At 74.2% G+C, this 26,258-nt stretch carries 28 protein-coding genes; 17 read left to right on the plus strand and 11 right to left on the minus strand.

Annotated features, from left to right (window positions below):
• Nucleotides 1-347: integrase core domain-containing protein (locus AB0I16_RS20075; RefSeq protein ID WP_363250782.1), on the plus strand; the 347-nt coding region annotated here is incomplete at its 5' end.
• Nucleotides 348-358: 11 nt separating this feature from the next.
• Here the strand turns inward: AB0I16_RS20075 and AB0I16_RS20080 are convergent.
• The 4 genes from AB0I16_RS20080 to AB0I16_RS20095 form a co-directional block, all read right to left on the minus strand.
• On the minus strand, nt 359-1,798 hold the full coding sequence (locus tag AB0I16_RS20080) for a diacylglycerol kinase family protein (protein ID WP_363250783.1): 1,440 nt from the start codon (nt 1,796-1,798) through the stop codon (nt 359-361).
• Between the two features lie 80 nt (nt 1,799-1,878).
• Nucleotides 1,879-2,871, minus strand: coding sequence for an alpha/beta hydrolase (locus tag AB0I16_RS20085; RefSeq protein ID WP_363250784.1), 993 nt, complete (start codon nt 2,869-2,871; stop codon nt 1,879-1,881).
• Between the two features lie 183 nt (nt 2,872-3,054).
• On the minus strand, nt 3,055-3,849 hold the full coding sequence (locus tag AB0I16_RS20090) for an SDR family oxidoreductase (RefSeq protein WP_363250785.1): 795 nt from the start codon (nt 3,847-3,849) through the stop codon (nt 3,055-3,057).
• 79 nt (nt 3,850-3,928) lie between these two features.
• Nucleotides 3,929-4,300, minus strand: a complete 372-nt coding sequence (locus AB0I16_RS20095; RefSeq protein ID WP_363250786.1) for a DUF488 family protein — start codon at nt 4,298-4,300, stop codon at nt 3,929-3,931.
• Between the two features lie 133 nt (nt 4,301-4,433).
• Between AB0I16_RS20095 and AB0I16_RS20100 the strand changes: the two genes are divergently transcribed.
• The 3 genes from AB0I16_RS20100 (at nt 4,434) to AB0I16_RS20110 (ending at nt 7,002) form a co-directional block, all read left to right on the plus strand.
• Nucleotides 4,434-5,981: a phosphatase PAP2 family protein gene (locus AB0I16_RS20100; RefSeq protein WP_363250787.1), complete on the plus strand. Its 1,548-nt coding sequence runs from the start codon at nt 4,434-4,436 to the stop codon at nt 5,979-5,981.
• A 147-nt stretch (nt 5,982-6,128) separates the two neighbouring features.
• Complete coding sequence (locus AB0I16_RS20105; RefSeq protein ID WP_363250788.1) at nt 6,129-6,254, plus strand: hypothetical protein; 126 nt, start codon at nt 6,129-6,131, stop codon at nt 6,252-6,254.
• Between the two features lie 64 nt (nt 6,255-6,318).
• The gene (locus tag AB0I16_RS20110) at nt 6,319-7,002 is read left to right on the plus strand and encodes a glycerophosphodiester phosphodiesterase family protein (protein ID WP_363250789.1); all 684 of its coding nucleotides are present in this window, start codon (nt 6,319-6,321) and stop codon (nt 7,000-7,002) included.
• A 23-nt stretch (nt 7,003-7,025) separates the two neighbouring features.
• Here AB0I16_RS20110 and AB0I16_RS20115 read toward each other — a convergent pair whose 3' ends face one another.
• Entirely contained in the window at nt 7,026-7,577 is a 552-nt protein-coding gene (locus AB0I16_RS20115) for a GNAT family N-acetyltransferase (protein ID WP_363250790.1), read from the minus strand.
• 70 nt (nt 7,578-7,647) lie between these two features.
• Between AB0I16_RS20115 and AB0I16_RS20120 the strand changes: the two genes are divergently transcribed.
• Complete coding sequence (locus AB0I16_RS20120) at nt 7,648-8,040, plus strand: VOC family protein (RefSeq protein ID WP_363250791.1); 393 nt, start codon at nt 7,648-7,650, stop codon at nt 8,038-8,040.
• A 199-nt stretch (nt 8,041-8,239) separates the two neighbouring features.
• Nucleotides 8,240-9,586, plus strand: a complete 1,347-nt coding sequence (locus AB0I16_RS20125) for an NAD(P)/FAD-dependent oxidoreductase (RefSeq protein WP_363250793.1) — start codon at nt 8,240-8,242, stop codon at nt 9,584-9,586.
• A 19-nt stretch (nt 9,587-9,605) separates the two neighbouring features.
• Here AB0I16_RS20125 and AB0I16_RS20130 read toward each other — a convergent pair whose 3' ends face one another.
• Both AB0I16_RS20130 and AB0I16_RS20135 read right to left on the minus strand, forming a co-directional pair.
• Nucleotides 9,606-10,142 (minus strand): MarR family winged helix-turn-helix transcriptional regulator, encoded by a 537-nt coding sequence (locus AB0I16_RS20130; RefSeq protein WP_363250794.1) that lies wholly within the window; start codon nt 10,140-10,142, stop codon nt 9,606-9,608.
• Nucleotides 10,139-11,878, minus strand: a complete 1,740-nt coding sequence (locus AB0I16_RS20135; RefSeq protein WP_363250795.1) for an FUSC family protein — start codon at nt 11,876-11,878, stop codon at nt 10,139-10,141. The genes AB0I16_RS20130 and AB0I16_RS20135 overlap by 4 nt, the downstream gene beginning before the upstream one ends.
• 203 nt (nt 11,879-12,081) lie before the next feature.
• Between AB0I16_RS20135 and AB0I16_RS20140 the strand changes: the two genes are divergently transcribed.
• Complete coding sequence (locus AB0I16_RS20140) at nt 12,082-12,660, plus strand: DUF5134 domain-containing protein (RefSeq protein WP_363250796.1); 579 nt, start codon at nt 12,082-12,084, stop codon at nt 12,658-12,660.
• Here the strand turns inward: AB0I16_RS20140 and AB0I16_RS20145 are convergent.
• Nucleotides 12,650-13,312 (minus strand): HAD family hydrolase, encoded by a 663-nt coding sequence (locus AB0I16_RS20145; RefSeq protein WP_363250797.1) that lies wholly within the window; start codon nt 13,310-13,312, stop codon nt 12,650-12,652. The genes AB0I16_RS20140 and AB0I16_RS20145 overlap by 11 nt on opposite strands.
• Nucleotides 13,313-13,543: 231 nt before the next feature.
• On the opposite strand from AB0I16_RS20145, the gene AB0I16_RS20150 reads away from it, so the two are divergent.
• The 3 genes from AB0I16_RS20150 (at nt 13,544) to AB0I16_RS20160 (ending at nt 16,288) form a co-directional block, all read left to right on the plus strand.
• The gene (locus AB0I16_RS20150; RefSeq protein WP_363250798.1) at nt 13,544-14,479 is read left to right on the plus strand and encodes a M56 family metallopeptidase; all 936 of its coding nucleotides are present in this window, start codon (nt 13,544-13,546) and stop codon (nt 14,477-14,479) included.
• Between the two features lie 60 nt (nt 14,480-14,539).
• The gene (locus tag AB0I16_RS20155) at nt 14,540-15,226 is read left to right on the plus strand and encodes a phosphatase PAP2 family protein (RefSeq protein ID WP_363250799.1); all 687 of its coding nucleotides are present in this window, start codon (nt 14,540-14,542) and stop codon (nt 15,224-15,226) included.
• Nucleotides 15,227-15,622: 396 nt separating this feature from the next.
• A complete protein-coding gene (locus tag AB0I16_RS20160) occupies nt 15,623-16,288 on the plus strand; it encodes a helix-turn-helix domain-containing protein (RefSeq protein ID WP_363250800.1) in 666 nt (221 codons plus the stop codon).
• On the opposite strand, the gene AB0I16_RS20165 is transcribed toward AB0I16_RS20160, so the two are convergent.
• Nucleotides 16,276-17,781, minus strand: a complete 1,506-nt coding sequence (locus AB0I16_RS20165; RefSeq protein WP_363250801.1) for a hypothetical protein — start codon at nt 17,779-17,781, stop codon at nt 16,276-16,278. The two genes, AB0I16_RS20160 and AB0I16_RS20165, sit on opposite strands and share 13 nt — an antisense overlap.
• 177 nt (nt 17,782-17,958) lie before the next feature.
• Here AB0I16_RS20165 and AB0I16_RS20170 point away from each other — a divergent pair, with 177 nt between their 5' ends.
• Nucleotides 17,959-18,624: a DUF305 domain-containing protein gene (locus AB0I16_RS20170; RefSeq protein WP_363250802.1), complete on the plus strand. Its 666-nt coding sequence runs from the start codon at nt 17,959-17,961 to the stop codon at nt 18,622-18,624.
• Between the two features lie 108 nt (nt 18,625-18,732).
• Nucleotides 18,733-20,103, plus strand: coding sequence for an FAD-dependent oxidoreductase (locus AB0I16_RS20175; protein WP_363250803.1), 1,371 nt, complete (start codon nt 18,733-18,735; stop codon nt 20,101-20,103).
• Nucleotides 20,104-20,168: 65 nt separating this feature from the next.
• Here the strand turns inward: AB0I16_RS20175 and AB0I16_RS20180 are convergent, their stop codons facing one another.
• The gene (locus AB0I16_RS20180; RefSeq protein WP_363250804.1) at nt 20,169-20,528 is read right to left on the minus strand and encodes a helix-turn-helix domain-containing protein; all 360 of its coding nucleotides are present in this window, start codon (nt 20,526-20,528) and stop codon (nt 20,169-20,171) included.
• Nucleotides 20,529-20,651: 123 nt separating this feature from the next.
• Between AB0I16_RS20180 and AB0I16_RS20185 the strand changes: the two genes are divergently transcribed.
• Nucleotides 20,652-21,731, plus strand: coding sequence for an NADH:flavin oxidoreductase/NADH oxidase (locus tag AB0I16_RS20185; protein WP_363250805.1), 1,080 nt, complete (start codon nt 20,652-20,654; stop codon nt 21,729-21,731).
• Between the two features lie 18 nt (nt 21,732-21,749).
• On the opposite strand, the gene AB0I16_RS20190 is transcribed toward AB0I16_RS20185, so the two are convergent.
• Nucleotides 21,750-22,133: a VOC family protein gene (locus tag AB0I16_RS20190; RefSeq protein WP_363250806.1), complete on the minus strand. Its 384-nt coding sequence runs from the start codon at nt 22,131-22,133 to the stop codon at nt 21,750-21,752.
• Between the two features lie 311 nt (nt 22,134-22,444).
• Here AB0I16_RS20190 and mmuM point away from each other — a divergent pair, with 311 nt between their 5' ends.
• From mmuM to AB0I16_RS20210, 4 genes are all read left to right on the plus strand, one after another.
• Nucleotides 22,445-23,350 (plus strand): homocysteine S-methyltransferase, encoded by a 906-nt coding sequence (gene mmuM / locus AB0I16_RS20195; RefSeq protein WP_363250807.1) that lies wholly within the window; start codon nt 22,445-22,447, stop codon nt 23,348-23,350.
• 110 nt (nt 23,351-23,460) lie between these two features.
• The gene (locus AB0I16_RS20200; RefSeq protein WP_363250808.1) at nt 23,461-24,546 is read left to right on the plus strand and encodes an exo-alpha-sialidase; all 1,086 of its coding nucleotides are present in this window, start codon (nt 23,461-23,463) and stop codon (nt 24,544-24,546) included.
• 33 nt (nt 24,547-24,579) lie between these two features.
• Entirely contained in the window at nt 24,580-25,257 is a 678-nt protein-coding gene (locus AB0I16_RS20205) for a uracil-DNA glycosylase (RefSeq protein WP_363250809.1), read from the plus strand.
• Complete coding sequence (locus tag AB0I16_RS20210) at nt 25,254-26,246, plus strand: BadF/BadG/BcrA/BcrD ATPase family protein (RefSeq protein WP_363250810.1); 993 nt, start codon at nt 25,254-25,256, stop codon at nt 26,244-26,246. The genes AB0I16_RS20205 and AB0I16_RS20210 overlap by 4 nt, the downstream gene beginning before the upstream one ends.
• The last annotated feature ends 12 nt before the right edge of the window (nt 26,247-26,258 follow it).

Below are 26,258 nucleotides of genomic sequence, written 5' to 3' on the forward strand. Positions count from 1 at the left end.
AGCGGGCTCACGCGTTCTTCACAGAACACGGCATCACCGTCGAACGAGTCCTGACCGACAACGGCTCCTGCTACAAGTCCAAACTCTTCACCCAGACCCTGGCCGTGGCCGGCATCACCCACAAGCGCATCCGCCCCTACCGGCCGCAGACCAACGGCAAGGTCGAACGCTTCAACCGCACCCTCCTCGACGAATGGGCCTACCTGCGGCCCTACACCTCAAACGACGAGCGGACCGCAGCCCTGGCAGACTTCCTCCACACCTACAACCACCACCGCTGCCACACCGCACTCGGCGGCCAGCCCCCGATCAGCCGGGTCAACAACGCTGCGGGTCAATACACCTAGGGCGTGGCGGGTCAGTCGGACGTCGGGCGGTACACGGTGAGCGCCTCGGGGAGCTTGTCGATCAGGAGCGCGGGCGGGGCGGGCGTGACCTCGCCGTCGTACGCCATGTGGGTGCCTTCGGGCAGACCCGAGATGACCAGGCGCTGCGGCTTGGCGGCGGCGTAGACGCGGGTGCGGGTGAGCTGTCCCGCGAGGGCGGCGGCGAGCAGCCTGCTGCGGGCGAAGCGGCCCGCGTGGGCGATGCGGACGTCGAGCAGCCCGTCGGCCAGGTCGTGCCTGCGCACCGGGGCGATGCCGACGCTGCGGTAGGCGCCGTTGCCCGCGAAGAGGAGCCACATGGAGCGGCGGCGGCCGTTCACCACGGCGCGCAGCGGACGGCCCGTACGCAGGATCTGCAGGACGCCGAGCAGGGTGGCGGGCGGACCGCCGATCTTGGGGGACCAGTGCTCCCTGCTGCGGACCAGCTCGGGGTAGCTGCCGAGGCTGAAGGTGTTGAGGAAGTGGGCCTCCTCGGCGTGGACCCTGCCGCCGGGGCCGAGGCCGGCGAGCGGCTTGATGCGCCCCACGTCGGCGCGGACCGCGCTGCCCTGGCCCACGGCGACGCAGGCGTCCGCGATGGTGTCGACGCCCAGGTCGGCGGCGAAGTGGTTGAACGTGCCGCCGGGCAGCACCATCAGCGGTACGTCGAACCGCAGGGCGGGCGCGACGGCGGCGTTGACCGTGCCGTCTCCCCCGCACACCCCGAGGACGCCGCCACGCCGGGCCGCGTCCCTGGCCGCCTCTTCGAGGACCTTGGGCAGGGCGCCCGCCTCCTCCTCGTAGAGGACCACCTCGGCGCGCGGCAGGGCGGTCTTGATCTGCCGCACCGGGTCCGCGAGTTGCGGCTGCGCGCCCGATGACGGGTTGACGACCACGATCAGGCCCTCGCCCTCCGGCAGCGCGGGGGCGTCGACGCGCGGCCGTGCGGGCGGCGGGAGCTGGGCGCGGGTGGGCACCATGCCGCGCACCGCGTAGGCGGCGCCGACGCCGAGGGCCGCGCCCACCAGGACGTCCCGGGGGGCCCGCGCGCCGCCGCGGACGCGCGAGTACGCCACCGTCGCGGCGACCGGGGCCAGCACCGCGCCCCAGCCGGGCGCCTCCAGGGCCGCGCCCGCCGCGAAGGCCGCCGCCGAGGCCGCGTGGCCCGAGGGGTAGGGGCCGGTCAGCGGCTTGCGGGGCAGGCGTCGCAGCAGGGGGGCCGCCTCGTGGACCGGGCGTGAGCGGCCCACCGCGCTCCTGCTCAGGGTGTTGACGGTGACCGACGCGAGACCCATGGACGTGAGGCCGCGCACCGCGGCGCGCCGCCCCCGCACCCCGCCGAAGACCCACATCCCGGCAGCGGCCCCGCAGAACAGCAGCCGGTGTTCGGTGCCGAGCAGCCGCCGGGCGCGATGCCTCAAGAGATCCTTCATGCCCCCCGCCTACCCCGGAAGCCGCGCGGAAGGCCCGAAGGGGCGAAGCAGTGCGCGAGATCACGCGGCAGGGCGGGGGTTCAGGCGGGCAGGGCGGCGAGCCAGTCCGTCAGGAGCCGGTTCACCTCGGCGGGCCGCTCCTGCTGGACCCAGTGGCCGCAGCCGTCGAGGATGTGGGCGCCGCTCAGGCCCGGCAGGGTGTCGGGGAACGCCTCGACCGCGTCGGCCAGCCAGGTCGTGGAGGCGTCGAGGGCACCGCCGATGAACAGGCTGGGCACGGTGAGGGGCGCCCCGGCGAACCGGGCCAGGTCCTCCCAGTCGCGGTCCATGTTCCGGTAGCGGTTGAGCGCCCCGGTCAGGCCGGTCCGCTCGAACTCCCCCGCGTAGACGTCGAGTCCGGCCTCGTCGAGCCAGCCGGGCAGGGCTCCGGCGGAGAAGCGGTCGCGCAGGGTGCCGCCCAGGGACGTGAAGTGCGGGTCGGGGTCGCCGGGGCCGGGCATGGTGTCGGCGGAGAGCGCGGCGTAGAAGCCGGCGAGCCAGCCGCGGACGTCCGGCTCGATCTCGGCCTCGGCGCGCCCCGGCTCCTGGAAGTACGAGACGTAGAACTCGTCCCTCCCCTCGCCGCCCATGCCCGCGAACACCTCGCTGGGGCGCGGGCCGCCGGGCGGCGTGTACGGGACGCCGAGCAGGGCTGCGGCGCGGAAGACGTCCGGCCTGACCAGCGCGGAGTGGGCGGCGATGGTCGCGCCCCAGTCGTGCCCGACCACCACCGCGCTCTCCTCGCCGAGGGCGTGGACCACGGCGGCGTTGTCCTCGACGAGTTCGAGCATCCGGTACGCCGCCACGTCGGCGGGACGGCTGGAGCGCCCGTAGCCCCGGACGTCGACGGCGACGGCCCGGTACCCCGCGGCGGCCAGTGCGGGCAGTTGATGCCGCCAGGAGTACCAGGACTCGGGGAAGCCGTGCACCAGCAGGACCAGCGGCCCCGATCCCTGCTCGACCAGGTGGACGCGGCCGGCGGGCGAGGGGACGAGGCGGTGCGTGCGCTCGGCGGCGGCCGGGGACTGCGGCATGGGCCCTCCAGGGGCGTTCGGCGGACCGGTGACGTGCCCACGAGCATGGTGCGGGCACCGTGCCACGGACGATGTTTGTTGCCGGTCCGGCAAATTCGCGGGCCACGGGGCCAGTCGCCCCGCCCCGCCGCCGAGTGGGGACGCGGACCCCTTACGGGACGGTCGAGTTACGGGACGGTCGAGTTACGGGACGATCGAGTCCACGTAGCCGCCGTCGACGCGTACGGCGCCGCCCGTCGTCGCCGAGGCGAGGGGCGAGCTGAGGTAGACGACCATGTGGGCGATCTCCTCCGGTTCGATGAGCCGCTGGATCAGCGACTGGGGCCGGTGCTTGACCATGAACTCCCGCTGGGCCTCCTCCCACGGCAGCTCGCCGCCGACCAGTTCGCGGACGAAGTCCTCGACGCCCCCGGTGTGCGTGGGGCCCGCGATGACGGAGTTCACGGTCACTCCCGTGCCGGCCGCCTCCTTGGCGAAGCCGCGGGAGACCGCGAGCAGCGCCGTCTTCGACATGCCGTAATGGATCATCTCGGCGGGCGTGACGAGCGCCGAGTCGGAGGCGATGTTCTGGATGCGCCCCCAGCCGCGCTCCTTCATGCCGGGCAGGTAGTGGCGGATCATGCGCACCGCGGTCAGGACGTTGACCTCGAAGTAGCGGCGCCATTCGGCGTCGCTGACGGCGAGGGCGTCCGCCGCCCCGAACACGCCGAGGTTGTTGACGAGCACGTCCGCGTCGGGCACGGCGGCGATGACCTGCGCCGCGCCCTCGTCGGTGGAGATGTCCCCGGGCGCCGCGGTGAACTCGCCGCCCCCGCACGTGGCGCGCAGCCGCTCGATGGCGCCTTCCACGGATGTCCGGGAGCGGCCGTTGACCGCGACCCGGGCTCCCGCCCCGGCCAGGCCCGCGGCGATGGCGGCCCCGATGCCCTGGGTGGAGCCGGTGACGAGGGCGGTCCTGCCGGTGAGATCGACGAGCACGGTGCATGCCTCCTGAGACGTGGTGCGGCCGGGGTGTTCCACCCCGCTTCTCCCCTCCTGTTTCCGCCCCCCTCGCGGTTCATCCCGACCGCAGGACGTCGGCCAGGACCCGCACGTGCCCGTGCGGCAGGTCCTTGGCCGCCGTGAGCAGGGTCAGCCCGCCCGAGCGCGCGAGGCCGCGCAGGCGGTCGAGGCCGGCGGCGCGGTCGGCGTCGTCGAGTTCCCGCCGGTAGCGCTCGGCGAACGCGTCGAACTTGTCCGGGTCGTGGCCGTACCACTGGCGCAGCCCGGTGGAGGGCGCGAGTTCCTTGTCCCAGGAGTCGAGTTCCGCGCGGTCCTTGGAGAGCCCTCGCGGCCACAGCCGGTCGACGAGGACGCGGGAGCCGTCGTCCGGTTCCGCGGCGTCGTAGACCCGCTTGACCTGGATGTCGAGAGAGCGTCCTGTCGTCATGCCGGCATTCTCCCCGGTGTGGTCCCGGTGTGGTCCTTCGGGCATTCTCCGCCGGACGGCGGCCTCGCGCGCGCCCGACCCGTTCGGACGAGCAGCGCGGGCCCCGTTCCTCCCGCCCTGGTGCAGTGGGGCCATGACGGGACGCATCGGCAGGATCGACCGGCGGTGGTTCGCCCGGGTGGCCGCCGCGCGGCCGGCCGGCGCCGACCGGGTGCTGCCGCCGCTGAGCACCGCCGCGGACCACGGACGGCTGTGGCTCGCTTCGGCCGCCGCGCTGGCGCTCGCCGGCGGGCCCGCGGGCGGGCGTGCGGCCCGCCGGGGTACGGGCGCGCTGGCCCTGGCCTCGCTGACCGCCAACGTGGTCGCCAAGTGGGCCGTGCGCCGCGACCGCCCGGGGCTCGGCGCGGTCCCGCTGGTGCGGCGCCTGGCCAAGACGCCGTGGACGTCGTCGTTCCCCTCCGGGCACGCGGCCTCCGCGGCCGCCTTCGCGACGGGGGTCGCCCTGGAGTCGTCGCGGTACGGCCTCGTGGTCGCGCCGGTCGCCGCGGCGGTGGCGTTCTCCCGCGTCTACGTGGGGGTCCACTACCCCTCGGACGTGCTCGCGGGCTGTGCGCTCGGCGTGGCCGCCGCCGCGGTGACCTGCTACTGGTGGCCGCCGCGGCCGGGCGAGGAGCGGGATGCGCGCACCCGTGTGGCGGCGCCCGCGCTGCCCGGGGGCGAGGGCCTGGTGGTCGTCCTCAACACGGGGTCGGGCAGTGACGTGCCGGGCCGCCCGCCCGCCCGGCGGCGTCTGGAGCAGTTGCTGCCGAGGGCGGAGATCCTCGCGTGCGGCCCCGGCGACGATCTGGAGCGGCTCCTGGACGAGGGGGCCGCGCTCGCCGCGGGGAGGGGCGGGGTGCTCGGCGTCTGCGGTGGTGACGGCACGGTCAACGCCGCCGCGAACCGGGCCGTTGCGGCGGGGCTCGCCCTCGCGGTCTTCCCCGGGGGCACGCTGAACCACTTCGCCCAGGACGCGGGGGCGGCCACGTTCGAGGACACCGCGCACGCCGTGGAGCGCGGCGAGGCCGTGCGCGTGGACCTGGCCAGGGTCCTGGACGGCGACAGCGCCGACGGCGACGGCGATGGCGACGGCGACGGCGACGGCGACGGCGACGAGGGCACGGTCGTCGCGGGCTTCGTGAACACCTTCAGCATCGGCCTCTACCCCGAACTGGTGCGCAGGCGCGAGAAGCTGGAGGGCCGGGTCGGCAAGTGGCCCGCGGCGGCCGTGTCCCTCCTCGCCGTGCTCCGCGACGCGACGCCGCTGCGGGTGAGGATCGACGGCCACGACCGCGTCCTGTGGCTGCTCTTCGCGGGCAACGGCCGCTACGTCCCCGACGGCCTCGCCCCCTCGCACCGGCCCCGTCCGGACGACGGGCTCCTGGACGTCCGCACGGTCGACGCCGAGGCGCCGCTGGCCCGCACCCGGCTGATCCTGTCCTCCCTCGGCGGGGCGCTGCGGCGTTCGCGGGTCTTCGGCACCGAGCGCGTCGAACGGCTGCGGATCAGCGGCCTTGAGGACGTCCGCGACCTCGCGTACGACGGGGAGGTCGCGCCGGCGCCCGCGACGCTGCTCCTGGACAAGCGGCGGGGCGCGCTGACGGTCTACAGCCCCGCCCCTTCGGGGGCCACCGCGCGGTGAACGGCGCGCTCGGGCCGGGGGCGGCACACCCGGGGGTCAACCTCCGGGGGACGCGCCCACCTGAGGGTGAAGCGGCTCGCGGTGAGGGGCGCCCGACCGGTAGGACGGGCGGGGTCAGCCGTCCCCGCCTCAGGGAGCAGCGCACCCATGAGTACCCGTGCAGTCCTTGTCACCGCCCTCGTCACGGGCCTCGTCCTCGGCATCGTGGGGACCAGGGCGGACACGTCCACCCAGCCTCGTACGACCGGTTCCCCCGCCGGGGCGGGCCGTTAGGCTGCGGCATTGCCGCGCAGTTGCCGTGCGGCCGCCAGCCGCCGTCGACGGAAGCGAGTGAACCTTGAACTTCCTCACCATCGGTCATCGCGGGGTCATGGGTGTCGAACCCGAGAACACCCTCCGCTCCTTCATCGCCGCGCAAGCCGCGGGCCTCGACCTCATCGAGCTGGATCTGCACCTGAGCAAGGACGGCGCCCTCGTCGTCATGCACGACGCCGACGTCGCCCGTACGACCGACGGCAAGGGGCCGATCGCCGACAAGACGCTCGCCGAGCTGCGTGAGCTGGACGCGGGCCGCGGTGAGCGCGTGCCCGTCTTCGAGGAAGTCCTCGACGCGGTGAGCGCGCCGCTGCAGGCCGAGATCAAGGACGTGGCCGCGGCGCGCGCCCTCGCGGAGGTCATGCACCGCCGCGACCTGGTCGCCCGGGTGGAGGTCATCTCCTTCCACGACGAGGCGATCGCCGAGATCGCGCGCCTGGTGCCGGGGGTGCGCACCGCGCTGGTCGCGAGCCGGTACGGGACGGACGTCGTGGAGCGCGCCACGGCCGTCGGCGCGACCACCCTCGTGCTCAACATCCGGCGCCTCACGTCGGAGATCGTCGAGCACGCCAGGAAGGCCGGTCTGCGGATCATCGGCTGGGTCGTGAACACGCAGGACGACCTGCGTCTGGTGCGCGCGCTCCAGCTCGACGGCGCGACCACGGACTACCCCGAGATCAAGCGCACCGGCCGCTTCACGGCCTGACCGTCACCCGGGGCGGCCCCGCCTCAGGCGAGGTCCTTGACGAGCAGCTCGAACCGCAGGTCGTCGCGTTGCGGGATGCCGAAGCGCTCGTCGCCGTACGGGAAGGGCGTCATCTCTCCCGTACGGCGGTAGCCGCGCCGTTCGTACCAGGCGATGAGGTCCTCGCGTACGGAGATCACGGTCATGTGCATCGCGCGGGCGCCCCACTCCTCGCGGGCCACGCGCTCCGCCTCGGCGATGACGGCCTTGCCGAGGCCCGCGCCCTGCTGGACGGGGCTCACCGCGAACATGCCGAAGTAGGCGTGCTCGCCCCGGTGTTCGAGCTGGCAGCAGGCGACGAGTGCGCCGTCCCGCTCGACCGTCATCAGGCGGCTGCCCGGCGCGTCGATGACCTCGGCGACGCCCTGGGGGTCGGTGCGCTGCCCCTGGAGGATGTCCGCCTCGGTGGTCCATCCGGTGCGGCTCGCATCGCCGCGGTACGCCGACTCGATGAGCGTCACGAGCGCGTCGACGTCGGCGGGTCCCGCGTCGCGGAAGGCCAGTTCTCCGGTACGCGGACGCGGGGCGGTGTCCATCGGCTGTTCTCCGATTCTCGGCGCGGCACGGTGCACCGCCGAGCCTAACCCGGGGCTAGGGTGCGGCCGCATGGTGCATGTACTGAGCAGCAGGACCCTCCTCCACCCCAGCGATCCCGAGCGTTCGCGCGCGTTCTACGGCGGGGCCCTCGGCCTGGCCGTGTACCGCGAGTTCGGTACGGGTCCCGAGCGCGGCACGGTCTACTTCCTCGGCGGCGGCTTCCTTGAGGTCTCCGGGCGCTCGAAGACTCGGCCCCCGCCCGAGCTGCGGCTCTGGCTCCAGGTCGACGACGTCCACGCGGCGCACGAGGAGCTGACCGGACGCGGCGTGGCGGTGGTCAGGCCGCCGGTGAAGGAGCCGTGGGGGCTGGTCGAGATGTGGATCGAGGACCCCGACGGGCTCAGGATCGTCCTGGTGGAGGTCCCGAACGACCATCCGATCCGCTACCGCCCGGGGATCTGAGCGAGTCCGGTCGGCCGATCCCCGCGTGGGCGGCGGACTCCTCCCCCGTCCGCCGCCCACGTGAGCCACGTCACACGACTAATCCATCCGGGATGCAGGGGTACACGGCCACAGGTACGGTCCAGAAGATCCATGACGACTCCTGACAGCCCCCCCACGGCCCTGAAGACGATCTCCCACTCCCTTGGAGAGACATCACATGGCAGCTCCCCGGATCCTCATCGTCGGCGGCGGTTTCGCCGGCATGGAGTGCGCTCACAAGCTGGAGAAGACGCTCGCCCCCCACGAGGCCGAGCTACGGCTGATCAGCCCCATGGATCATCAGCTCTACCTCCCCCTGCTCCCCCACGTCGCCGCAGGCGTGCTCACCCCGCAGTCGGTCGCGGTGCCGCTGCGCCGGATGCTGCGCCGCACGGCCATCGTGCCGGGCGGTGCCATCGGCATCGACACCAGGACCAAGACGGTGTTCGTACGGAAGATCAACGGCGAGGAGGTCGTGGAGCGCTACGACTACCTGGTCCTGACGCCCGGCAGTGTCACGCGGCAGTTCGACATCCCCGGCGTCGACAAGTACGCGGTCGGCGTCAAGACGCTCGCCGAGGCCGCCTGGATCCGCGACCACGTCATCTCCCAGCTCGACCTGGCGTCGGCCAGCTCCTCCCGCGAGGAGCGCGAGCAGCGGCTTCAGTTCGTCGTGGTCGGCGGCGGCTACGCGGGCACCGAGACCGCCGCCTACCTCCAGCGCCTGACGTGCGCCGCGGTCAAGCGCTACCCGCGCCTGGACGTCTCGCAGATCAAGTGGCACCTGGTGGACATCGCGCCGAAGCTCATGCCCGAGCTGGGCGGGCCGCTCGGCGACAAGGCCATGCAGATCATGCGCCGCAGGGGCGTGAACGTCTCGCTCGGGGTGTCCGTCGCCAAGGTGACCGAGGACACCGTCACACTCACCGACGACCGGGTCCTGCCGTGCCGCACGCTGATCTGGACCGCCGGGGTCGCCCCGAGCCCGCTCATCGCGACGCTCGGCGCCGACACCAACCGCGGCAGGCTCGTCGTCAGGCCGGACCTGACGGTGCCGGACCTCGACGGGGTCTTCGCGCTCGGCGACGCGGCGGCCGTGCCGGACGTCGTCAAGGGCGGCGACGCCATCTGCCCGCCGACCGCGCAGCACGCCATGCGGCAGGGCTGGGCCGCCGCGAAGAACGTCCTCGCCGCGCTGCGCGGCACCCCGCTCGCCGACTACCGGCACAAGGACCTGGGCCTGGTCGTGGACCTCGGCGGCATCCAGGCGGTGTCGAAGCCGCTGGGCGTGCAGCTCTCCGGGCTGCCCGCGCAGGTCGTGGCGCGCGGCTACCACCTGGGCGCGCTGCGCACCGTCACGGCCCGCTTCCGCACGGCCGCCAACTGGGGCCTCAACGCGCTCGCCGGCGACGACTACGTCCGTACCGGCTTCCAGGCCCAGCGCCCGGCCACCCTGAAGGACTTCGAGATGACGGACGCGTATCTGTCCCCGGAGGAGATCGAGCAGCGGGTGGCGGCGGCGTGACGCCAAGGGGTCCGGCGGCTCAGGCCCGCCGCGCCCCGGTCCTGCCTTCGAGCCGTGCGAGCAGCTCGCCCAGGAGTCCGCTCAGCCGCTCCTGGTCCGTGCCGCCGAGCACGGACAGCACGACCGTCTCGTAGGAGAGCTGCTCGGGCAGGATCGTGTCGACGAGGTGGCGCCCCGCGTCGGTGAGCCGGACGTGAGCGACCCGGCGGTCCCGCGCGTCGGCCCTGCGCTCGACGAGATCGCGCTCCTGGAGCTGCTTGAGCCGCTTGGTGACCGCGGCCCCCGAGGAGAACGTCTCGCGGGCCAGCTCCCCGGGCGTCAGCTCGTGGCCGGTGCGGCGCAACGCGCCGAGCAGGTCGAACTCCGCGCGCGTCAGGCCCGCCCGGCGCAGCGGCGCGTCCTCGGCCTGCTGGAGGAGGGCCGCGCAGCGGTTGATGCGGCCGATCACCTCCATCGGCCCGGTGTCGATGTCGGGGCGCACCGCCTGCCACTGCCGCACCACCGCGGCCACGGTGTCGCCGCCGGCCTCCGCCGCCGGGCCGTTCTCTGCTCTCATGCTGGTGCGCCCTCCCAGGCGTCGGCGGTTCCTTCGCGGTCCCGCGTGGCCGGTCCGTTCTCGCGGCTCCTTCGTACCGTCGCCGCGAGCGTACGGTGTCCGGCGCGCTCGGCGGCGACCACCCGCTGCTCGGGCAGGGCGCGCTGCCACCATTCGCCCGCCGCGGCGTCGGCGGCGGCCCGCAGATCGACCAGGGCGGCGGTGAGCCCGCGCCGCGCGGGCTCGACGGGGCCCGCCCCGGCCGCGAGGCCCGCCTCGGCCTGCGCGATGGCCCGCTCGGCGGCGGTGAGAGCGCGTTCGATGTGGTCGGTGGCGCGCCGGTTGGTGACGAGGATCGCGGCGGCGACGCCGAGCACGGCACCGACGAGGGTGTCCACGACGCGGTCGACGATCAGTTCGCCCGGCTGCTGGAACCGCGCGAACTCGGTGACCAGGAGCGCCATGGGCGTCACGCAGACGCTGCCCATCCAGTAGTTCCGGCTGATCAGCGCCTCGGCGCCGAAGGCGAGCGCGAGGCAGCTCACGATGAGTTCCGCGTGGCCGAGGTGGGCGAAGGGCGCGATGGCGGCGAAGGCGAGCACCCCGACGAGGTTGCCGACCACGCGCTGTACGCCGCGGTTCCAGGTGAGGGTGAGGTTCGCCTGGTAGAGGGAGGCGGCGGTGACCAGGGCCCAGTAGGGGCGCCCGACGCCGAGGGCGAGTGACGCGTAGCCCGCGAGCGCGCAGCCGACCGCGGTGCGCAGCGCGATGGGCAGCAGCGGGGAGCCGGGGCCGAGCCTGCGCCACAGCGGCACGGTGGGGCCCGCGAGTTCGGCCTCGACGCCGAGCAGTTCGTCCCGTTCGCCGGGGCGTACGCCGGCGGGGCGCGGCACGGCGCTCGTGCCGCGCAGCCTCGCCGCCCAGGAGCGCAGCGCGTCGGGGTCGGCGGCGGCGGGCGCGGCCAGGGCCTCTTCGGCGCGGACGACGAGGCGGCCCAGGGCGCGGCGGGCCTCGGCGGTGCGGCTGCCGGTGGCGAGCAGGGCCTGCCAGGCGGCGTGCACGGCTCCCGCGGCGGCGGAGCGGGCCCGCTCGGCGGCGGCCGTGTCGCCCTCGGCCCGCGCGGTGTCCGCGTACGCGGCGGCGGCTCGCAGGGCGCGGGCGGTGGCCCGGCGCTCGGGGCCGTGCGGTCGCAGGAGCGCGGGCGCCATGCCGACGAGCCACGCGACGGCACCGCCGGCGAGGGTGAGGGCGAGGTGTGCGGGGACCTGGCCGATGTCACTGGGCGCGAAGAGCGTCGCCGAGCTGATGAAGGTGAAGATCAGGTGCCCGGGCGGCCCGACGCGGGTCGCGTCGCACAGCGTCTTCTGCAGGGCGGCGAGCACCGCGCCGACGGCGACGAGGATCGCGGCGGAGCCGGTCAGCGAGGCCGTGAGGAGGGCGGCGGCCACGCTCGCCGTCATCCCGGCGACGACCCAGGCCAGGGCGCGGGCCCTGGCGGCGTACGGGAGGTGGTGCGTGTACAGGGCGCAGAACGACCCGGCCATGGTGTACATGACCAGGTCGAGCCGGCCGAGGGCCAGCAGCGTCAGGTTGGGGATCGCGGTGGCGACGACGACGCTGCAGGCCGGCTTGAACCAGATGTCGGACGGCTTGTTGGGGCGGAGCACCCCGGCGAGCGGCAGCCGCCGGACTCGGACGCGGGCGGGGCGGTGGGGCGGGGCGGATGCGGGCGGGGTGGACGACGACGTACTGCTCATACCTAAAACCTTAGCAAGTGTTTTACTTGCAAAATATTGGACGTCGCAGCGGCCCTCGGCGACCCGCTCGAACCGCCGGGGGGCGCCCCGCCCTGAGCGGGTCACACCCCCCACGCGCTCCCGGTGCACCCCCTCGCGCCCGCATACGGCTCGGCGGCCCCGGGCATCGACCCGACGACACCGTCGACAGGGGGAGGTGCGCGGTGCACGGACCGGCGCAGGCCGCCTGGCTGCTCGTCGCGCTGTGTGCGGCGACCGGGGCCTACTGTCTGCTGCGGATGCGCAGCCGTATCGAGGAACAGCGCCGCACCGCGGGCGGCGAGGCGCTCATGGGCTTCGGCATGGCGGTGATGGCCGTGCCCGCGGCGGTCCTCGCCCTGCCGCGCTGGACCTGGCTCGTCAGCGCGGCGGTGTTCGGCGCCGCGACGCTGCACGGGCTGTGGCAGTCCGTGGGGGCCGCGCGCCCGGACCGCCACCACGTCCACCACCTGGTCGGCGCGCTGGCGATGGTCTACATGTCGGTGGCGATGATCACGGCGCCGGGCGGTCACGCGGGCCACGGAGGCACGGGCCTGCCGCCGCTGACCGGGGCCCTGCTGCTCTACTTCGCGGGGTACGTCCTGTGGTCCGGGGTGCGGCTCGCCCCCGCCGGGACGGCCGCGGCGGGGGAGGGTGCCGTCGGCGGAGCGCCGGTGCTCGGGTGGGGGGACAGACCCGAGCTGGCGCTCGCGTGCAGGCTCTCGATGGGCATGGGGATGCTGGCGATGCTGCTCACGCTCTGACCGCTGCGGCCCTCTGGCTGATCATCGCGGCGAGGACGGTGAGGCTGTCGAGCTGGCAGTCCGCCGCCTCGGCGACGGCCGGGTCGTTGGCCCACAGATGTCCCCAGGGGCCCCGGCGCAGGTGGGCGGTGCGGAGGCCGGCCTGCCGGGCGGGGAACACGTCGTGGGCCGGGTGGTCGCCCACGTAGAGCGTCTCCGCCGGGCCCGCCTGGGCGACTTCGAGCACCTTCGTGAAGAACGCGGGGTCCGGCTTCGCCACCCCCCACTCCCCCGAGGTGGCCACGGCGTCGGCGGGCAGATCGAGGTCGCGCAGCAGCTCGGCGGCGCGCGCGGTCCCGTTGCCCGCGATGACGACCCGGATGCCGAGCTTGTGCAGGGCGCCGAGGGCGGGCCGCACGTCCGGATAGAGGTCGGCCTCGCCGATGTGCTCGCCCCGGCCCGCGCCCTCGCGCGCACGCTCGGCCGACTCGACGTCCATGTCGGGGCTGACGAGCTTGAGGGCGTCCTTGCCGTCCCTGCCCTGGGCGACGACGGCGCCGACGAGCACGGAGAGGGTATGGCTCGGGACCTTCAGCCAGTTCGCCCACGAGGTCCAGTAGCGGTCGTCTTTGGTGAGGGTCTCCCCCACGTCGAACACAATGGTCTCGATCATCGTCCGGACACTACGGCGCCCCGCGCCCACCGGGGCGCACACCGCTCGGCGGCACGCGCCCGCGACCCGATCGGGGAAACGCCACTACTGCTTTCGGACCTGCACCGCTTTCGGACCCGCTTTCCACGGCCGTGCCGGGACCGCCGTCACGGCACGGTTCCACCGTGGCGTGCGTCACTTGCCGAGGCAGGCCATACCCTCCGGTGGCCGCGCCCTCATAGGCTGGGCGGCATGATGGTCCCCGTCGCGTTGTTGCTGCTGGGCGCCCTGACCGCCGTCGTCGCACCGCGCATGCTCGCACGGGCCGACTGGCCGGAGCGCGAACCCGTGGTCGCGCTGTGGGCCTGGCAGTGCGTCGTCGCGGCCGTCCTGCTCTGCTGCGCCCTCTCGATGGTCCTGAGCGCCGCCGCCGCGTGGCAGGCCGTGCGCGGTCACGTCTTCGCCCCCGCCCCGCACGCCGTCGTCGAGGCCTACGCCCTGCAGGCCCCCGGCCCCTGGGCCGCGGCCACCGCCGTGCTGCTCGCCTGCGGCGGGGTGTGGAGCGCCGCGATGCTGACCCGCGAGATCACCCTCGCGCGGCTCCGGCGCACGGTGCGCCGCACCGAACTCCGCGACCGGGCCCCGCTGTTGCCCGGCGAGGAGCCGGGTGCCGACCGGCTCGTCGTCCTGGAGGGCGAGCGCCCCGACGCCTGGTGGCTGCCGGGCCAGGCCCCGCAGCTCGTCGTCACCACGGCCGCCCTGCGCCGCCTGAAGGGCCGTCAGCTCGATGCGGTGCTCGCCCATGAGCAGGGCCACGCGCGGGCCCGGCACGACTGGCTGCTCCACTGCTCGGGCGCGCTGGCCGCCGGGTTCCCGCAGGTGCGGGTGTTCGCGGCGTTCCGTGACGAGATGCACCGCCTCGTGGAGCTCGCCGCCGACGACGTGGCCTCGCGCCGCTTCGGCCGCCTGACCATCGCGCTCGCCCTGGTCGAACTGAACGAGGACCGCGGGGTCTTCGGGCCCTGCCCCACCGCGCACGCCCACGTCCCGCAGCGCGTGCACCGCCTGCTCTCCGCCCGGCCCCGCCTCACCGCGGCGCACCGGCTGCGCCTGACGGCGACCGCCGCGCTCGTACCGGTGATCCCGGTCCTCGTGACCTTCGGTCCGGGACTGCGAGCCCTGGGCTAGCGGCGGCCCCCGCCGTCCCGGGGATGGCATACGCCCGGCGTCGTCGGCAAGGATCACTTCATGCACCCCGCGCCGACCGACTCCCCGCCCCGTCCGCCCTGCCGCCGGGCCGCGCTCGCCGCCACGCTGTGCGGCGTGCCCGCGCTCGTGCTGCTGCTCCTCGTGGAGCTGGAGTGGGGCCCGCTGACCACCCTGGACAGGGACATCGCGCGGACGACGCACCGCTGGGCGGTGGCCGACCCCGACGCCACGCAGGCGAGCCGCATCCTCACCGACTGGGTGTGGGACCCCTGGACGATGCGCGCCCTGTGCGCGGCGGCGGTGCTCTGGCTCGTGGCGCGCGGCGCGCGGCGGCTCGCGCTCTGGTCGGCGGCCTCCTGCCTGGCGGCATCGGCGGTGCAGCAGGCGCTGAAGGCGGCGGTCGACCGCCCGCGCCCGGTGTGGCCCGACCCGGTGGACTCCGCGCACTACGCGGCGTTCCCCTCGGGCCACGCGATGACGGCGGCCGTCGTCTGCGGCCTCCTCCTGTGGCTGCTGCGCCTGCACGGCGCGGGCCCCGCCCTGTGGCGCACGGCCCTCGCCCTGGCCGTGCTCTCCGTCGCCGGCGTGGGCCTGACCCGCGTCTGGCTCGGCGTGCACTGGCCCACGGACGTCCTCGGCGGCTGGCTTCTCGGCGCCGTGGTGGTGGCGCTCACGGTCGCGACGTACGAGCGCGGGCCCGCACGGCGGGACGCGGCCGGTACCTGACCGGTGGCCCGCGGACGCCCTTGAGCGCCCGTCAACCGGACAGGACGTACGCGTCGATGTGGCGGTCGGGGCCGTGTGCGCGCAAGGCGGGCCGCAGGTCCCATCCGTTGTCGCCGACCATCACCACGCCGACGCCCCGCTCGCGGAGCCCCGCGAGCAGCCCGGTCCTCGGTGGGTTCGTACGAGGCCGATCCGCGCGACGCGCTCATGGCCGACGACGGCCGACGGGCCGACGGCGGCGGCGGCCGTCCCGGAGAACCAGCCGTGAGCAGGCAACACTCCCCCGCGGTGTTGCCTGCCCCAGGCCGGTCCCGGCCACGCGGGGCACAGATGGGCCCCGGCACCGGTACGCGCTGAGTATATTGGCTCAGAGCCAGTCAACGCAGGAGTTACAGAATGTCCCCGCGGAGCCCATCGGTCAATGAAGAGCTCCGCAGGCGTTCGCGCGAGCGGCTGCTGCAGGCGACGGTGGAGCTGGTCGCCGAGCGGGGGTACGAGGCGACGACGCTCGGGGCCATCGCCGACCGCGCGGGCGCGGCCCGCGGCCTGGTGTCCTACTACTTCCCCGGCAAGCGCCAGCTCCTGCAGTCGGCCGTGCACCGCCTGATGCACCGCACGCTGGAGGCCGCGCTCGAACGCGGGCCCGGCGCGCCCGACGGCCGGGAGCGCCTGGCCCGCGCGGTCGACGCGATCCTCGGCCTGGCGCGCGACGAACCGCTCCTCATGCGCACGCACATGGCGGGCATCCTCCAGGCGGAGGGCTTCGTGCAGTGCGCCGAGCAGCAGCGCCTCGCGGAGCTGCTGCGCGACACCGTCGAGCGGTACGGCTCGCGCGACGTGGACCGCGACTACCCCTTGCTGCGCGCCCTGCTGATGGGCGCGGTCTTCGCGCTGCTCATCCCGGGCGCCCCGATGCCGCTGGCGACGCTGCGGGCCGAGCTCTTCCAGCGGTACGGCCTGGAGTGGGAGCTGGGTGTCCCGCCGGGCGGCGGCCCGTCCGGCGGGACACCTCCTCCGCTGTCGTTCCGTCCGCAGCGGCCCGCGGGGCCTCAGTCGACGTAGTCGGGCTGCGTCTGGACGTTGAGCTCACCGAGCCGGACGCGTTCCGCGGCCTTGACCCGCTTGTCGTCGATCTTCAGGACGTCGAGCCCCATGGCCATGTCGTTCGAGTAGACCCGGCCGTTGTAGTAGTACGCGGACCAGGAGCCGGCAGTCGTGATCTTGTCGGTGGTATGCGGACCGCGCTCGAAGTAGCCGATCTCCCTGGGCCTGCTGGAGTCGGTGAAGTCCCAGACGGAGACACCGCCCTGGTACCAAGCCTGGACCATGAGGTCCTTGCCCTTGACGGGGATCAGCGAGCCGTTGTGCGCCACGCAGTTCTCCGTGGCGGCCTGGTGGCGCGGGATCTTGAAGTAGCTCCGGAAGACGAGCTTGCGCTTGTCACCCTTGCCCTTGACGTCGTAGATGCCGTTGGCGCCACGCTTCGGTCCGGTGGCCTCGTCACAGGTGGCGCCGGAGCCGCCGCCGAGCTCGTCGGTGAAGACGACCTTGTTCGCCTTCTGGTTGAAGGTCGCCGAGTGCCAGAACGCGAAGTTCCCGTTGTCCTGCACCTGGTCGATGATCTTCGGGTTCTCCGGGTCCTCGATGGAGAACAGCAGGCCGTCGCCCATGCAGGCGCCCGCCGCGAGGTCCTTGGAGGGCAGCACCGTGAGGTCGTGGCAGCCGGTGGTCTTGGAGACGCCCGGGTTGGTGGGCCCGCCCGGGTTGCCGCCGCCGTCGGGTCCCTCACCGGGGAAGAGCACGGGGAAGTTCACGACCGCGGCCTTCTGCGGGGCCTTGCGCGGCACCTTGATGACGGAGATCCCGTCGTGCGGCGGCCGGCAGTCGGGGAAGGCGGCGTTCGGCGAGTACGAGGAGACGTACACGTAGACGTCGCGCTTCTTCGGCACCAGCGTGTGCGTGTGGGAGCCGCAGGCGGTCTCGACGGCCGAGACGTACCGCGGGTTCCGCTTGTCGCTGATGTCGAAGATCTTCATGCCCTCCCAGGAGGACTTCTCCGTCGCGGGCTGCGAGGTGCTGTTGCAGGAGTTGTCGCTGCGCGAGGAGTCGGTGGAGAGGAAGAGCAGGTTCCCCGAGACGGAGATGTCGTTCTGCCCGCCGGGGCACAGGACCTGGGAGACCGTCCTCGGGGCCTTGGGGTCGCTGATGTCGAAGATGCGGAAGCCGTCGTAGTTGCCGGCGAACGCGTACCTGCCCTGGAAGGCGATGTCCGTGTTCAGGCCCGGCAGGGCGTCCTTCGGGACGTTGGCGACGTGCTCGATGTTGGCCGAGTGGACGACCTCGTCCTGCCCGGGTACCTCACCGCGCTCGACGGCCTCGCGGGCCGCGGCGGCGTCGCTCTCGGAGACGCTCCTCGGGGCCGCGGCGCCGGGGTCACCCGGGTCGGGTGTCGCCCCGGCGGGCGCCACGGTGAGCAGGGTGGCGAGGAGGCCGGCCGCCACGGCTCCGGCTCCCAGGCGTCTGCGCCGCGTTCGAGGGCTGTTCAACAGGGTCACTGCGTCCTCCCTTGTCGCCGTTCAGAGTTGAACGGTTCACGGACACCCGCAGTATCTGCCTCATCATGCACATATCAACAGAGGGGAATCAGGCTCGTCCCGGAAGTTCCGGATCACTGGTACTCCCGCCCGTGCTAGGACAGACTCCGACTCGTCCCCCCGCCACCGGAGGCCGCCGTGCACCCCGACTGCCGTCGTACGTACGCCCTCGCCACGCTCGTGGCCGCCGTCCTCACCCTGGGAGGCTGCGACTCCGGACCCGCATCGGACACCGGCGGCGGGGCCTCGCCCGGGCCGTCGGTGATAGCCCCGGGCAAGCCGGGCGAGAGCGCGGCCACGCTGTCGGCGGAGGACGCGGAGGAGCGCCGGCCCGCCGACGACACCCCGAACTCGGCCGACTTCACGTACACGCAGATGATGATCGAGCACCACGGCCAGGCCCTGACGATGACCGGACTCGCCCCGCAGCGGGCGTCGTCGACCGGGGTGAAGCGGCTGGCGTCCCGCATCGGCGCCGCCCAGAGACCGGAGATCGGCGCCATGAAGCGGTGGCTGAAGCGCCACGGCGGGCCGCGCGAACAGCACGGGCACGACCACGCGACGATGCCGGGCATGGCCAGTGACGCCCAGCTGAGGCAGTTGCGCGCGGCGAAGGGCGAGGCGTTCGACCGGCTCTTCCTGAAGCTGATGATCACGCACCACGACGGGGCGGTCTCGATGGCCGCGGACGTCCTCTCCGAGGGCAACGACATCCAGGTCGAGGAGATGGCGAACGACGTGGTCGCCCAGCAGACGAGCGAGATCGGCCGGATGCGGAGGATGGGCCGAGAGCACAGGCTCTGAACTTCCGCGCCCGGGGGCCCGTGCCGCACCGCGCACTCTCCTGACAGGGCGCACCCCGGATGCGATCCTGAAACCGTCCCGGGGTCGCCTCGCGGAGGGAGCACCACCGTGCTGCAGGTCGCCGTCGTCGGATCGGGCCCGAGCGGGGTGTACGCCGCGCAGTCGCTCGTCCAGCAGGACCGGGTGCCGGACGTGCGGGTCGATGTGCTCGACCGGCTGCCCTGCCCGTACGGCCTGGTGCGCTACGGGGTCGCGCCCGACCACGAGAAGATCAAGTCCCTCCAGAACAACCTGCGCACGGTGCTGGAACACGAGCGCGTCCGCTTCGTCGGCGGCGTCGAGATCGGCCCGGAGACCCTGCCCCCCGCCCGGCTCCTCGGCCTCTACCACGCGGTGGTGTACTGCGTCGGCGCGGCGGCGGACCGCAGGCTGGGCGTCCCGGGCGAGGACCTGCCGGGCAGCCACTCGGCGACGGAGTTCGTCTCCTGGTACAGCGCGCACCCCGACGCCCTGCCGGCCGGTTCCGCCCCGGACGGCTTCGTGCGGGGCGTGGAGTCGGCCCTGGTCATCGGCGTGGGGAACGTGGCGGTGGACGTCGCCCGCATCCTGGCCCGCGGCGTCGCCGAGCTGCTGCCCACCGACATGCCGGACGCGGCCCTCGGGGTCCTCGCGGGCAGCCGGGTCCGCGAGGTGCACATGGTGGGCAGGCGCGGTCCTTCGCAGGCCAGGTTCACCACCAAGGAGCTGCGGGAGCTCGGCTCGCTGCCGGAGACCGAGGTCGTCGTGGACCCGGCGGAGCTGGCGCTCGACCCCGCCTATTTGGACCCCTCGGGCCTGCCCGCGGCGAACCGCCGCAACGTGGAGGTGCTGCGCGGCTGGGCTCAGCGCCCTCCGGCCGGCCTCGCGCGCCGGATCAGGCTGCGCTTCTTCCTGCGTCCGGTCGCCCTGACGGCCGGGGCGTCGGGACGGGTCGCCGGGGCGCGGTTCGAGCGCACGGTGCCGGACGGCCGGGGCGGGGTCACGGGGTCGGGGCGGTACGAGGACGTCCCCGCCCAGCTGGTCCTGCGCTCGGTGGGCTACCGCGGGGTGCCGCTGGAGGGGCTGCCGTTCGACGCCGAGCGGGGCACGGTGCCGCACGCGGCGGGGCGGGTGCTGCGCGCGGGGGCGCCATCGGCGGGCGAGTACGTGGCCGGGTGGATCAAGCGCGGGCCCACCGGTGTCATCGGCACCAACCGCCCCTGCGCCAAGGAGACGGTCGGCTCCCTCCTCGACGACGCCCCCGGCCTGCTGCGCAGGGAGCTGCCCGGCGATCCGCTCGCGGGGCTGCGCGCGGCGGGTCTGCGCCCTGTCGAGTGGCCGGGGTGGCTGGCCATCGAGCGCGCCGAGGCCGAGCTGGGGCGCTCGCTCGGCAGGGGCGTGGTGAAGATCCCGGACTGGGAGGGGCTGCGCACGGCGGCGGAGCGGGCCACGCCGGGCTGAACTCCGGTGCCCCGGCCCCGCCCAGCCCGTTCCGTCCTGCTCCGTTCAGTCCCGTCCTGTTCCGTTCAGCTTCCGGCGGCCGTCTGCCGCTCGGCCTGGCGTGCCGCCGCCGCGAGGACCGCGTCGAGGAGGCCGGGGAACAGCGCGTCGAGGTCGTCGCGGCGCAGCACGCTCAGCTTGGCGGTGCCGCGGTAGATCTGCCGGATCACGCCGTTCTCGCGCAGCACCCTGAAGTGGTGCGTGCTGGTCGACTTGCTCACCGGCAGTGCGAAGTAGGAGCAGGAGAGCTCCGCGCCCTCCTCGCGCGCGAGGTCTCGGACCACCCGCATCCGCATGGGGTCGGCGAAGGCGTGCAGCACGCCTTCGAGCGTGATCTCCCCGGGCTCGGGGTGGGCGAGCGTCCTGCTGCCCGCGGCGGTCGTCATAGCGGCTCCCCTTCGTCCGGCATCTCCCTGACGCATTGTACGAGAACCTTCGTAGTTTGACATCCACCGTACTACGAGGACTATCGTACGAAGCACACACCAGCCGTGACGAAGGAGGCCGCCGTGAGCGCGCTGTTCGAGCCCTACACCCTGCGATCCCTGACCATCCCCAACCGGGTGTGGATGCCTCCGATGTGCCAGTACTCGGCGCTGCCCGACGGCCCCGATGCGGGCGCGCCCCACGACTGGCACTTCGCGCACTACGCGGCGCGGGCCGCCGGCGGCACCGGCCTGATCATCGTCGAGGCCACCGCGGTCAGCCCCGAGGGCCGCATCAGCCCCTACGACCTCGGCATCTGGAACGACACGCAGGTCGCCGCCTTCCGCCGGATCACCGGCTTCCTCAAGGGCCAGAACACCGTTCCCGGCATCCAGATCGGGCACGCCGGACGCAAGGCCTCCACCGACCGCCCCTGGGTCGGCGGCGCCCCCGTGGGCCCCGAAGCGCACGGCTGGCAGCCCGCGGGCCCGAGCCCCGTCGCCTTCGACGAGCACCACCCGGTGCCGACGCAGCTCACCGTCGCGGAGATCCAGGAGATCGTGGCGCAGTTCGCCGACGCGGCCCGCCGCGCCCTGGACGCCGGCTTCGAGGTCGCCGAGCTGCACGGCGCGCACGGCTACCTCATCGGCGAGTTCCTCTCCCCGCACAGCAACAAGCGCACCGACGAGTACGGCGGCTCGTACGAGAACCGCACCCGCTTCGCGCTGGAGGTCGTCGACGCCGTGCGCGCGGTGTGGCCCGAGGACAAGCCGCTGTTCTTCCGCATCTCCGCCACCGACTGGCTGGAGGAGGCGGGCTGGACCGCGGACGACACCGTCCGCTTCGCCACGCAGCTCAAGGAGCACGGCATAGACCTGCTCGACGTCTCCACCGGCGGCAACGCCGCGGGCGTGCGCATCCCCGTCGGTCCCGGCTACCAGGTGCCGTTCGCCGCGCGCGTGAAGGCCGAGACCGAGATGGCCGTCGCCGCGGTCGGCCTGATCACCGAGGTGGAGCAGGCCGAGAAGATCCTCGCCAACGGCGAGGCCGACGCCGTGCTGCTCGGCCGCGAGCTGCTCCGCGACCCCTCGTGGGCGCGGCGCGCGGCGCGCGAGCTCGGCGCCGACGTCCACGTGCCGGACCAGTACCACCGCTCGGTCTGATCCGGCCCGCCCCGCGCGCTACTCCGGGATCGCCGCCAGGGTGAAGGAGTGGCCCGCGGGGTCGGAGTAGGTGCGCGAGTCCCGTGGCCCGTGGTTGTTCTTGGTGTCCACGGGGCGCGCGCCCAGGCCGATGGCCTCGCGCTCGGCCTCGTCCATGTCCTGGCGGGCGACCATGATGCGCAGGTGCGCCTGCTGCGAGTCCTCGGGGCGCGGCCAGCTCGGCGGGATGTAGTCCCGCTCGCGGTGGACGGCGAGGCAGACCCCGTGGTCGTTGGTGACCTCCACGTAGTCGGGGTCCTTGCTCAGCCGCACCTCCGCACCGAGCAGTCCTGCGTAGAACTCGGCGAGCGCCTCGGGCTCCGAACAGTCAAGTACCAGCACGGTGTTCTTCTGCACGGTCATTCTCTCCGGATGTCCCCGCGGCCCGGCTCCAAACCGGGCCGCGGCCCCGGCTGCCCGCTTCCCGCGGCCTGCTTCATCCACTGCGCCTCGTACTTCGCGTACGTGCCGTCGTGCACGGCGAGGTGCGTGAACTGGTCGCGGGGGGGAGCTTCGCCCGGTAGCGCGTCTCGCTCGCGCCGGTCATCATCACGTCCGCCCTGCCCGCCACGGGCTCCTCGAAGATCGTGGCGTTCTCCGGGTGGAGCCTGATCGCCGCCCGCTCGATGTTCGCCCGGGACGTCTGCGGCAGCGCCTCGGCTAGCGTCGGCGGTGTGAGACTCGAAGACGCCCTGCGCCACCGCCCCGTCGTGCTCGACGGCGGCCTCTCCAACCAGCTGGAGGCCGCCGGGCACGACCTGGGCGACGCCCTGTGGTCGGCGCGGCTGCTCGCCGACGAGCCCGATGCGGTCGAGGCCGCCCACCGCGCCTACTACGAGGCGGGCGCCGAGGTCGCGATCACCGCGAGCTACCAGGCGACCTACGAGGGGTTCGCCCGGCACGGCATCGACGCCCGCCGCACGGCCGAACTGCTCCGGCTGAGCGTGGAGCTGGCGCGACGGGCCGGCGCGGGCCTCGGCCGCGAGGTGTGGGTGGCCGCTTCGGCGGGGCCCTACGGCGCGATGCTCGCGGACGGCTCCGAGTACCGGGGCGGGTACGGGCTCACGGAGGCCGGCCTGGAGCGCTTCCACCGGCCGCGCCTGGAGACCCTCGCCGCGGCCGGGCCCGACGTGCTGGCCCTGGAGACGGTGCCGGACACCGAGGAGGCGGGGGCCCTGCTGCGGGCGGTGCGCGGCCTCGGGGTGCCCGCCTGGCTCTCCTACAGCGTGGCGGGAGGGCGCACGCGCGCGGGGCAGCCGCTCGACGAGGCGTTCGCCGTGGCCGCTGAGGCGGAGGAGGTGATCGCGGTGGGGGTGAACTGCTGCGATCCGCGCGACGTCGAGGCGGCGGTGGCCACGGCCCGGCGGGTCACCGGACTTCCGGTGGTCGTGTACCCCAACAGCGGGGAGATCTGGGACGCCGGGGCGCGGGCCTGGCGCGGTCCGGCGCGGTTCGAACCCGGCATGGCATCGCGGTGGCGGGCGGCGGGGGCGCGGCTGGTCGGCGGGTGCTGCCGCGTGGGTCCGGCGGCGATCGCGGGGCTGGCGGCCGAGCTGGCGCCGCCGGACCAGCGGGGCTGAGCGAGGACACGGCGCCTGACCTGCGGGGAAAGCCGGTCGAAGGGAGACTGTCAGTGGTGGGGTGCAGACTGACGGATACCTGAGACAACGCCGTCCCGGAGGAGGCCGCCATGGCCGAAGTCCTTCTGTCCGTAGGCACCCGCAAGGGCCTGTTCATCGGCCGCAGGCGCGCAGGCGCCTGGGAGTTCGACGACAGCCCGTACTTCAACGCGCAGGCGGTGTACTCCGTCGCGATCGACACCCGGGGGCCACGCCCCAGGCTGCTGGCGGGGGGTGACAGCGCGCACTGGGGCCCGTCCGTCTTCCACTCCGACGATCTGGGCCGGACGTGGACGGAGCCCGCGAAGCCGGCGGTGAGCTTCCCGAAGGACACGGGCGCGTCCCTGGAGCGGGTGTGGCAGCTCCACCCGTCGGCGGCCGAACCCGACGTGGTGTACGCGGGCACCGAGCCCGCCGCGCTGTACCGGTCGGAGGACCGGGGCGAGAGCTTCGCGTTGGTGCGCCCCCTGTGGGAGCACCCCACCCGGTCCCAGTGGGTGCCCGGCGGCGGCGGCGAGGGCCTGCACACCGTCCTGACCGATCCCCGCGACGCCCGTTCGGTGACCGTCGCGGTCTCCGCGGCGGGCGTGTTCCGCACCGAGGACGGCGGGGCGAGCTGGGCCCCGTCGAACAAGGGCGTGTCGGCGGTGTTCCTGCCGGAGGAGGACCCGGAGTTCGGGCAGTGCGTGCACAAGGTGGCGCGGGACGCGGCCGACCCGGACCGGCTGTATCTGCAGAACCACTGGGGGGTGTACCGCAGCGACGACGCCGGCGCGCACTGGACGGACATCGGCGGCGGTCTGCCCTCGGACTTCGGCTTCGCGGCGGTGGCCCACCCGCACCGCGGCGGGACGGCGTACGTCTTCCCGATCAACGCCGACATGGACCGGGTCCCCGCCGGCCGCCGCTGCCGGGTGTTCCGCACGTCGGACGGGGGCGGGAGCTGGGAACCGCTGAGCGAGGGGCTGCCCCGGGGCGACCACTACGGCACGGTGCTGAGGGACGCGATGTGCGCCGACGACAACGACCCTGCGGGCATCTACTTCGGCAATCGCAACGGCGAGGTGTTCGCGTCGGCCGACGACGGCGACACCTGGCAGTTGCTCGCCTCGCACCTGCCGGACGTGCTCTGCGTGCGGGCCGCGGCCATCGGTTGATGGGCGGTGGTGCCGCGGCAGTAGGGTGACGGCGTGGCACCACGACCCTTGCACGAGATCGTCGAACCAGGCTGGGCCAAGGCCCTGGAGCCGGTGGCCGAACGGATCGCCGGGATGGGGGACTTCCTGCGCGCGGAGATCGCCGCGGGACGCACCTACCTCCCGGCGGGGCCGCACGTACTGCGCGCCTTCCAGCAGCCCTTCGACGACGTCCGCGTCCTGATCGTCGGACAGGACCCCTACCCCACGCCCGGTCACGCGGTGGGCCTGTCGTTCTCGGTCGCGCCCGAGGTGCGTCCGCTGCCCGGCAGCCTCATCAACATCTACCGCGAGCTGGGCGACGACCTGGGCCTGCCGCCGCCGGCCAACGGCGACCTCACGCCCTGGACGCGGCAGGGCGTGCTGCTGCTCAACAGGGCGCTGACCACGGCCCCGCGCAAGCCGGCCGCGCACCGCGGCAAGGGCTGGGAAGAGGTGACCGAGCAGGCGATCCGCGCGCTCGCCGCGCGCGGCAAGCCGCTGGTGTCGGTCCTCTGGGGGCGTGACGCGCGCAATCTGCGGCCGCTGCTCGGGCCGTTGCCGTCGGTGGAGTCCTCGCACCCCTCGCCGATGTCGGCGGACCGCGGGTTCTTCGGCTCGCGCCCGTTCAGCCGGGTCAACGACCTTCTCGTTCGGCAGGGCGCGCAGCCGGTGGACTGGCGGCTGCCGTGACCGGAGCCGCGTGTGTCCTGGGCGTCGACTCGGGGGGTTCCGGTCTGCGGGCCGCTCTCCGGACTCCGCAAGGGGCGCCGTGCCCGGAGCCGGTGCGCTCTGCGCAGCCGGTGCGCACGGGGCCGCGCGGCATCGACGCCGGGCACTTCATGGAGCTGCTGCTGCCCCTGGCGCGGGGCCTCCTTGCCGACGTGGGCGGAGCCCGGGTGTCCGCGGTCGCGGTGGGCGCCGCCGGGATGGCGACGCTCGGCGACGACCTGCGCGCGGAGCTGCCCGGCGCGCTCGGCCGGGCGCTGGGTGTGCGGCGGGTGGCGCTGGCCGCGGACGCCGTGACCGCTTACGCGGGCGCGCTGGGTGACCGCCCCGGCGCGGTGGTGGCCGCGGGCACCGGGCTGATCGCGGTCGGCACTGATCTCACCGCCTGGCGTCGCGCCGACGGCTGGGGCCATCTCCTGGGCGACTGCGGGGGCGGGGCCTGGATCGGGCGCGCGGGGCTCGAAGCGGCGATGCGGGCGCACGACGGCAGGCGGGGCGGTTCGCGGGCGCTGCGGGACCGCGCGGAGAAGGTGTTCGGCCCATTGGCCGGGCTGCCGGGGCTGCTCTATCCGCGGACGGACCGGCCCGCGGTCCTCGCCTCGTTCGCGCCCGAGGTCGCGGCCTGCGCGGCCGACGACGCGGTGGCGGGCGGCATCCTCCGGAACGCCGCCCGGCATGTCGCCGAGGCCGCCGCGGCCGTCTGTCCCCAGGACGTGGCGAGCGAGGTGGCGCTCACCGGCGGGCTGCTCAAGCTGGGCGAGCCGTTGCTCGGCCCGCTGCGCGGCGACCTGTCGGAGCTGCTGCCGCGCGCCCGGCAGGTCCCCGCGGCCGGTGATCCGCTCGACGGGGCGCTGCACATCGCGGGCGGCCTCGCGGCGGACCGGCTGCTGCTGCCGCGTGACGCGCGCATGCTCTCCGTGCACGGGTGGGAAGGGGCGCCGGCCTCGGCGTAATTCCTCAGACAA

It is taken from the genome of Streptomyces sp. NPDC050703, from assembly GCF_040654435.1.
Taxonomy (GTDB): Bacteria; Actinomycetota; Actinomycetes; order Streptomycetales; family Streptomycetaceae; genus Streptomyces.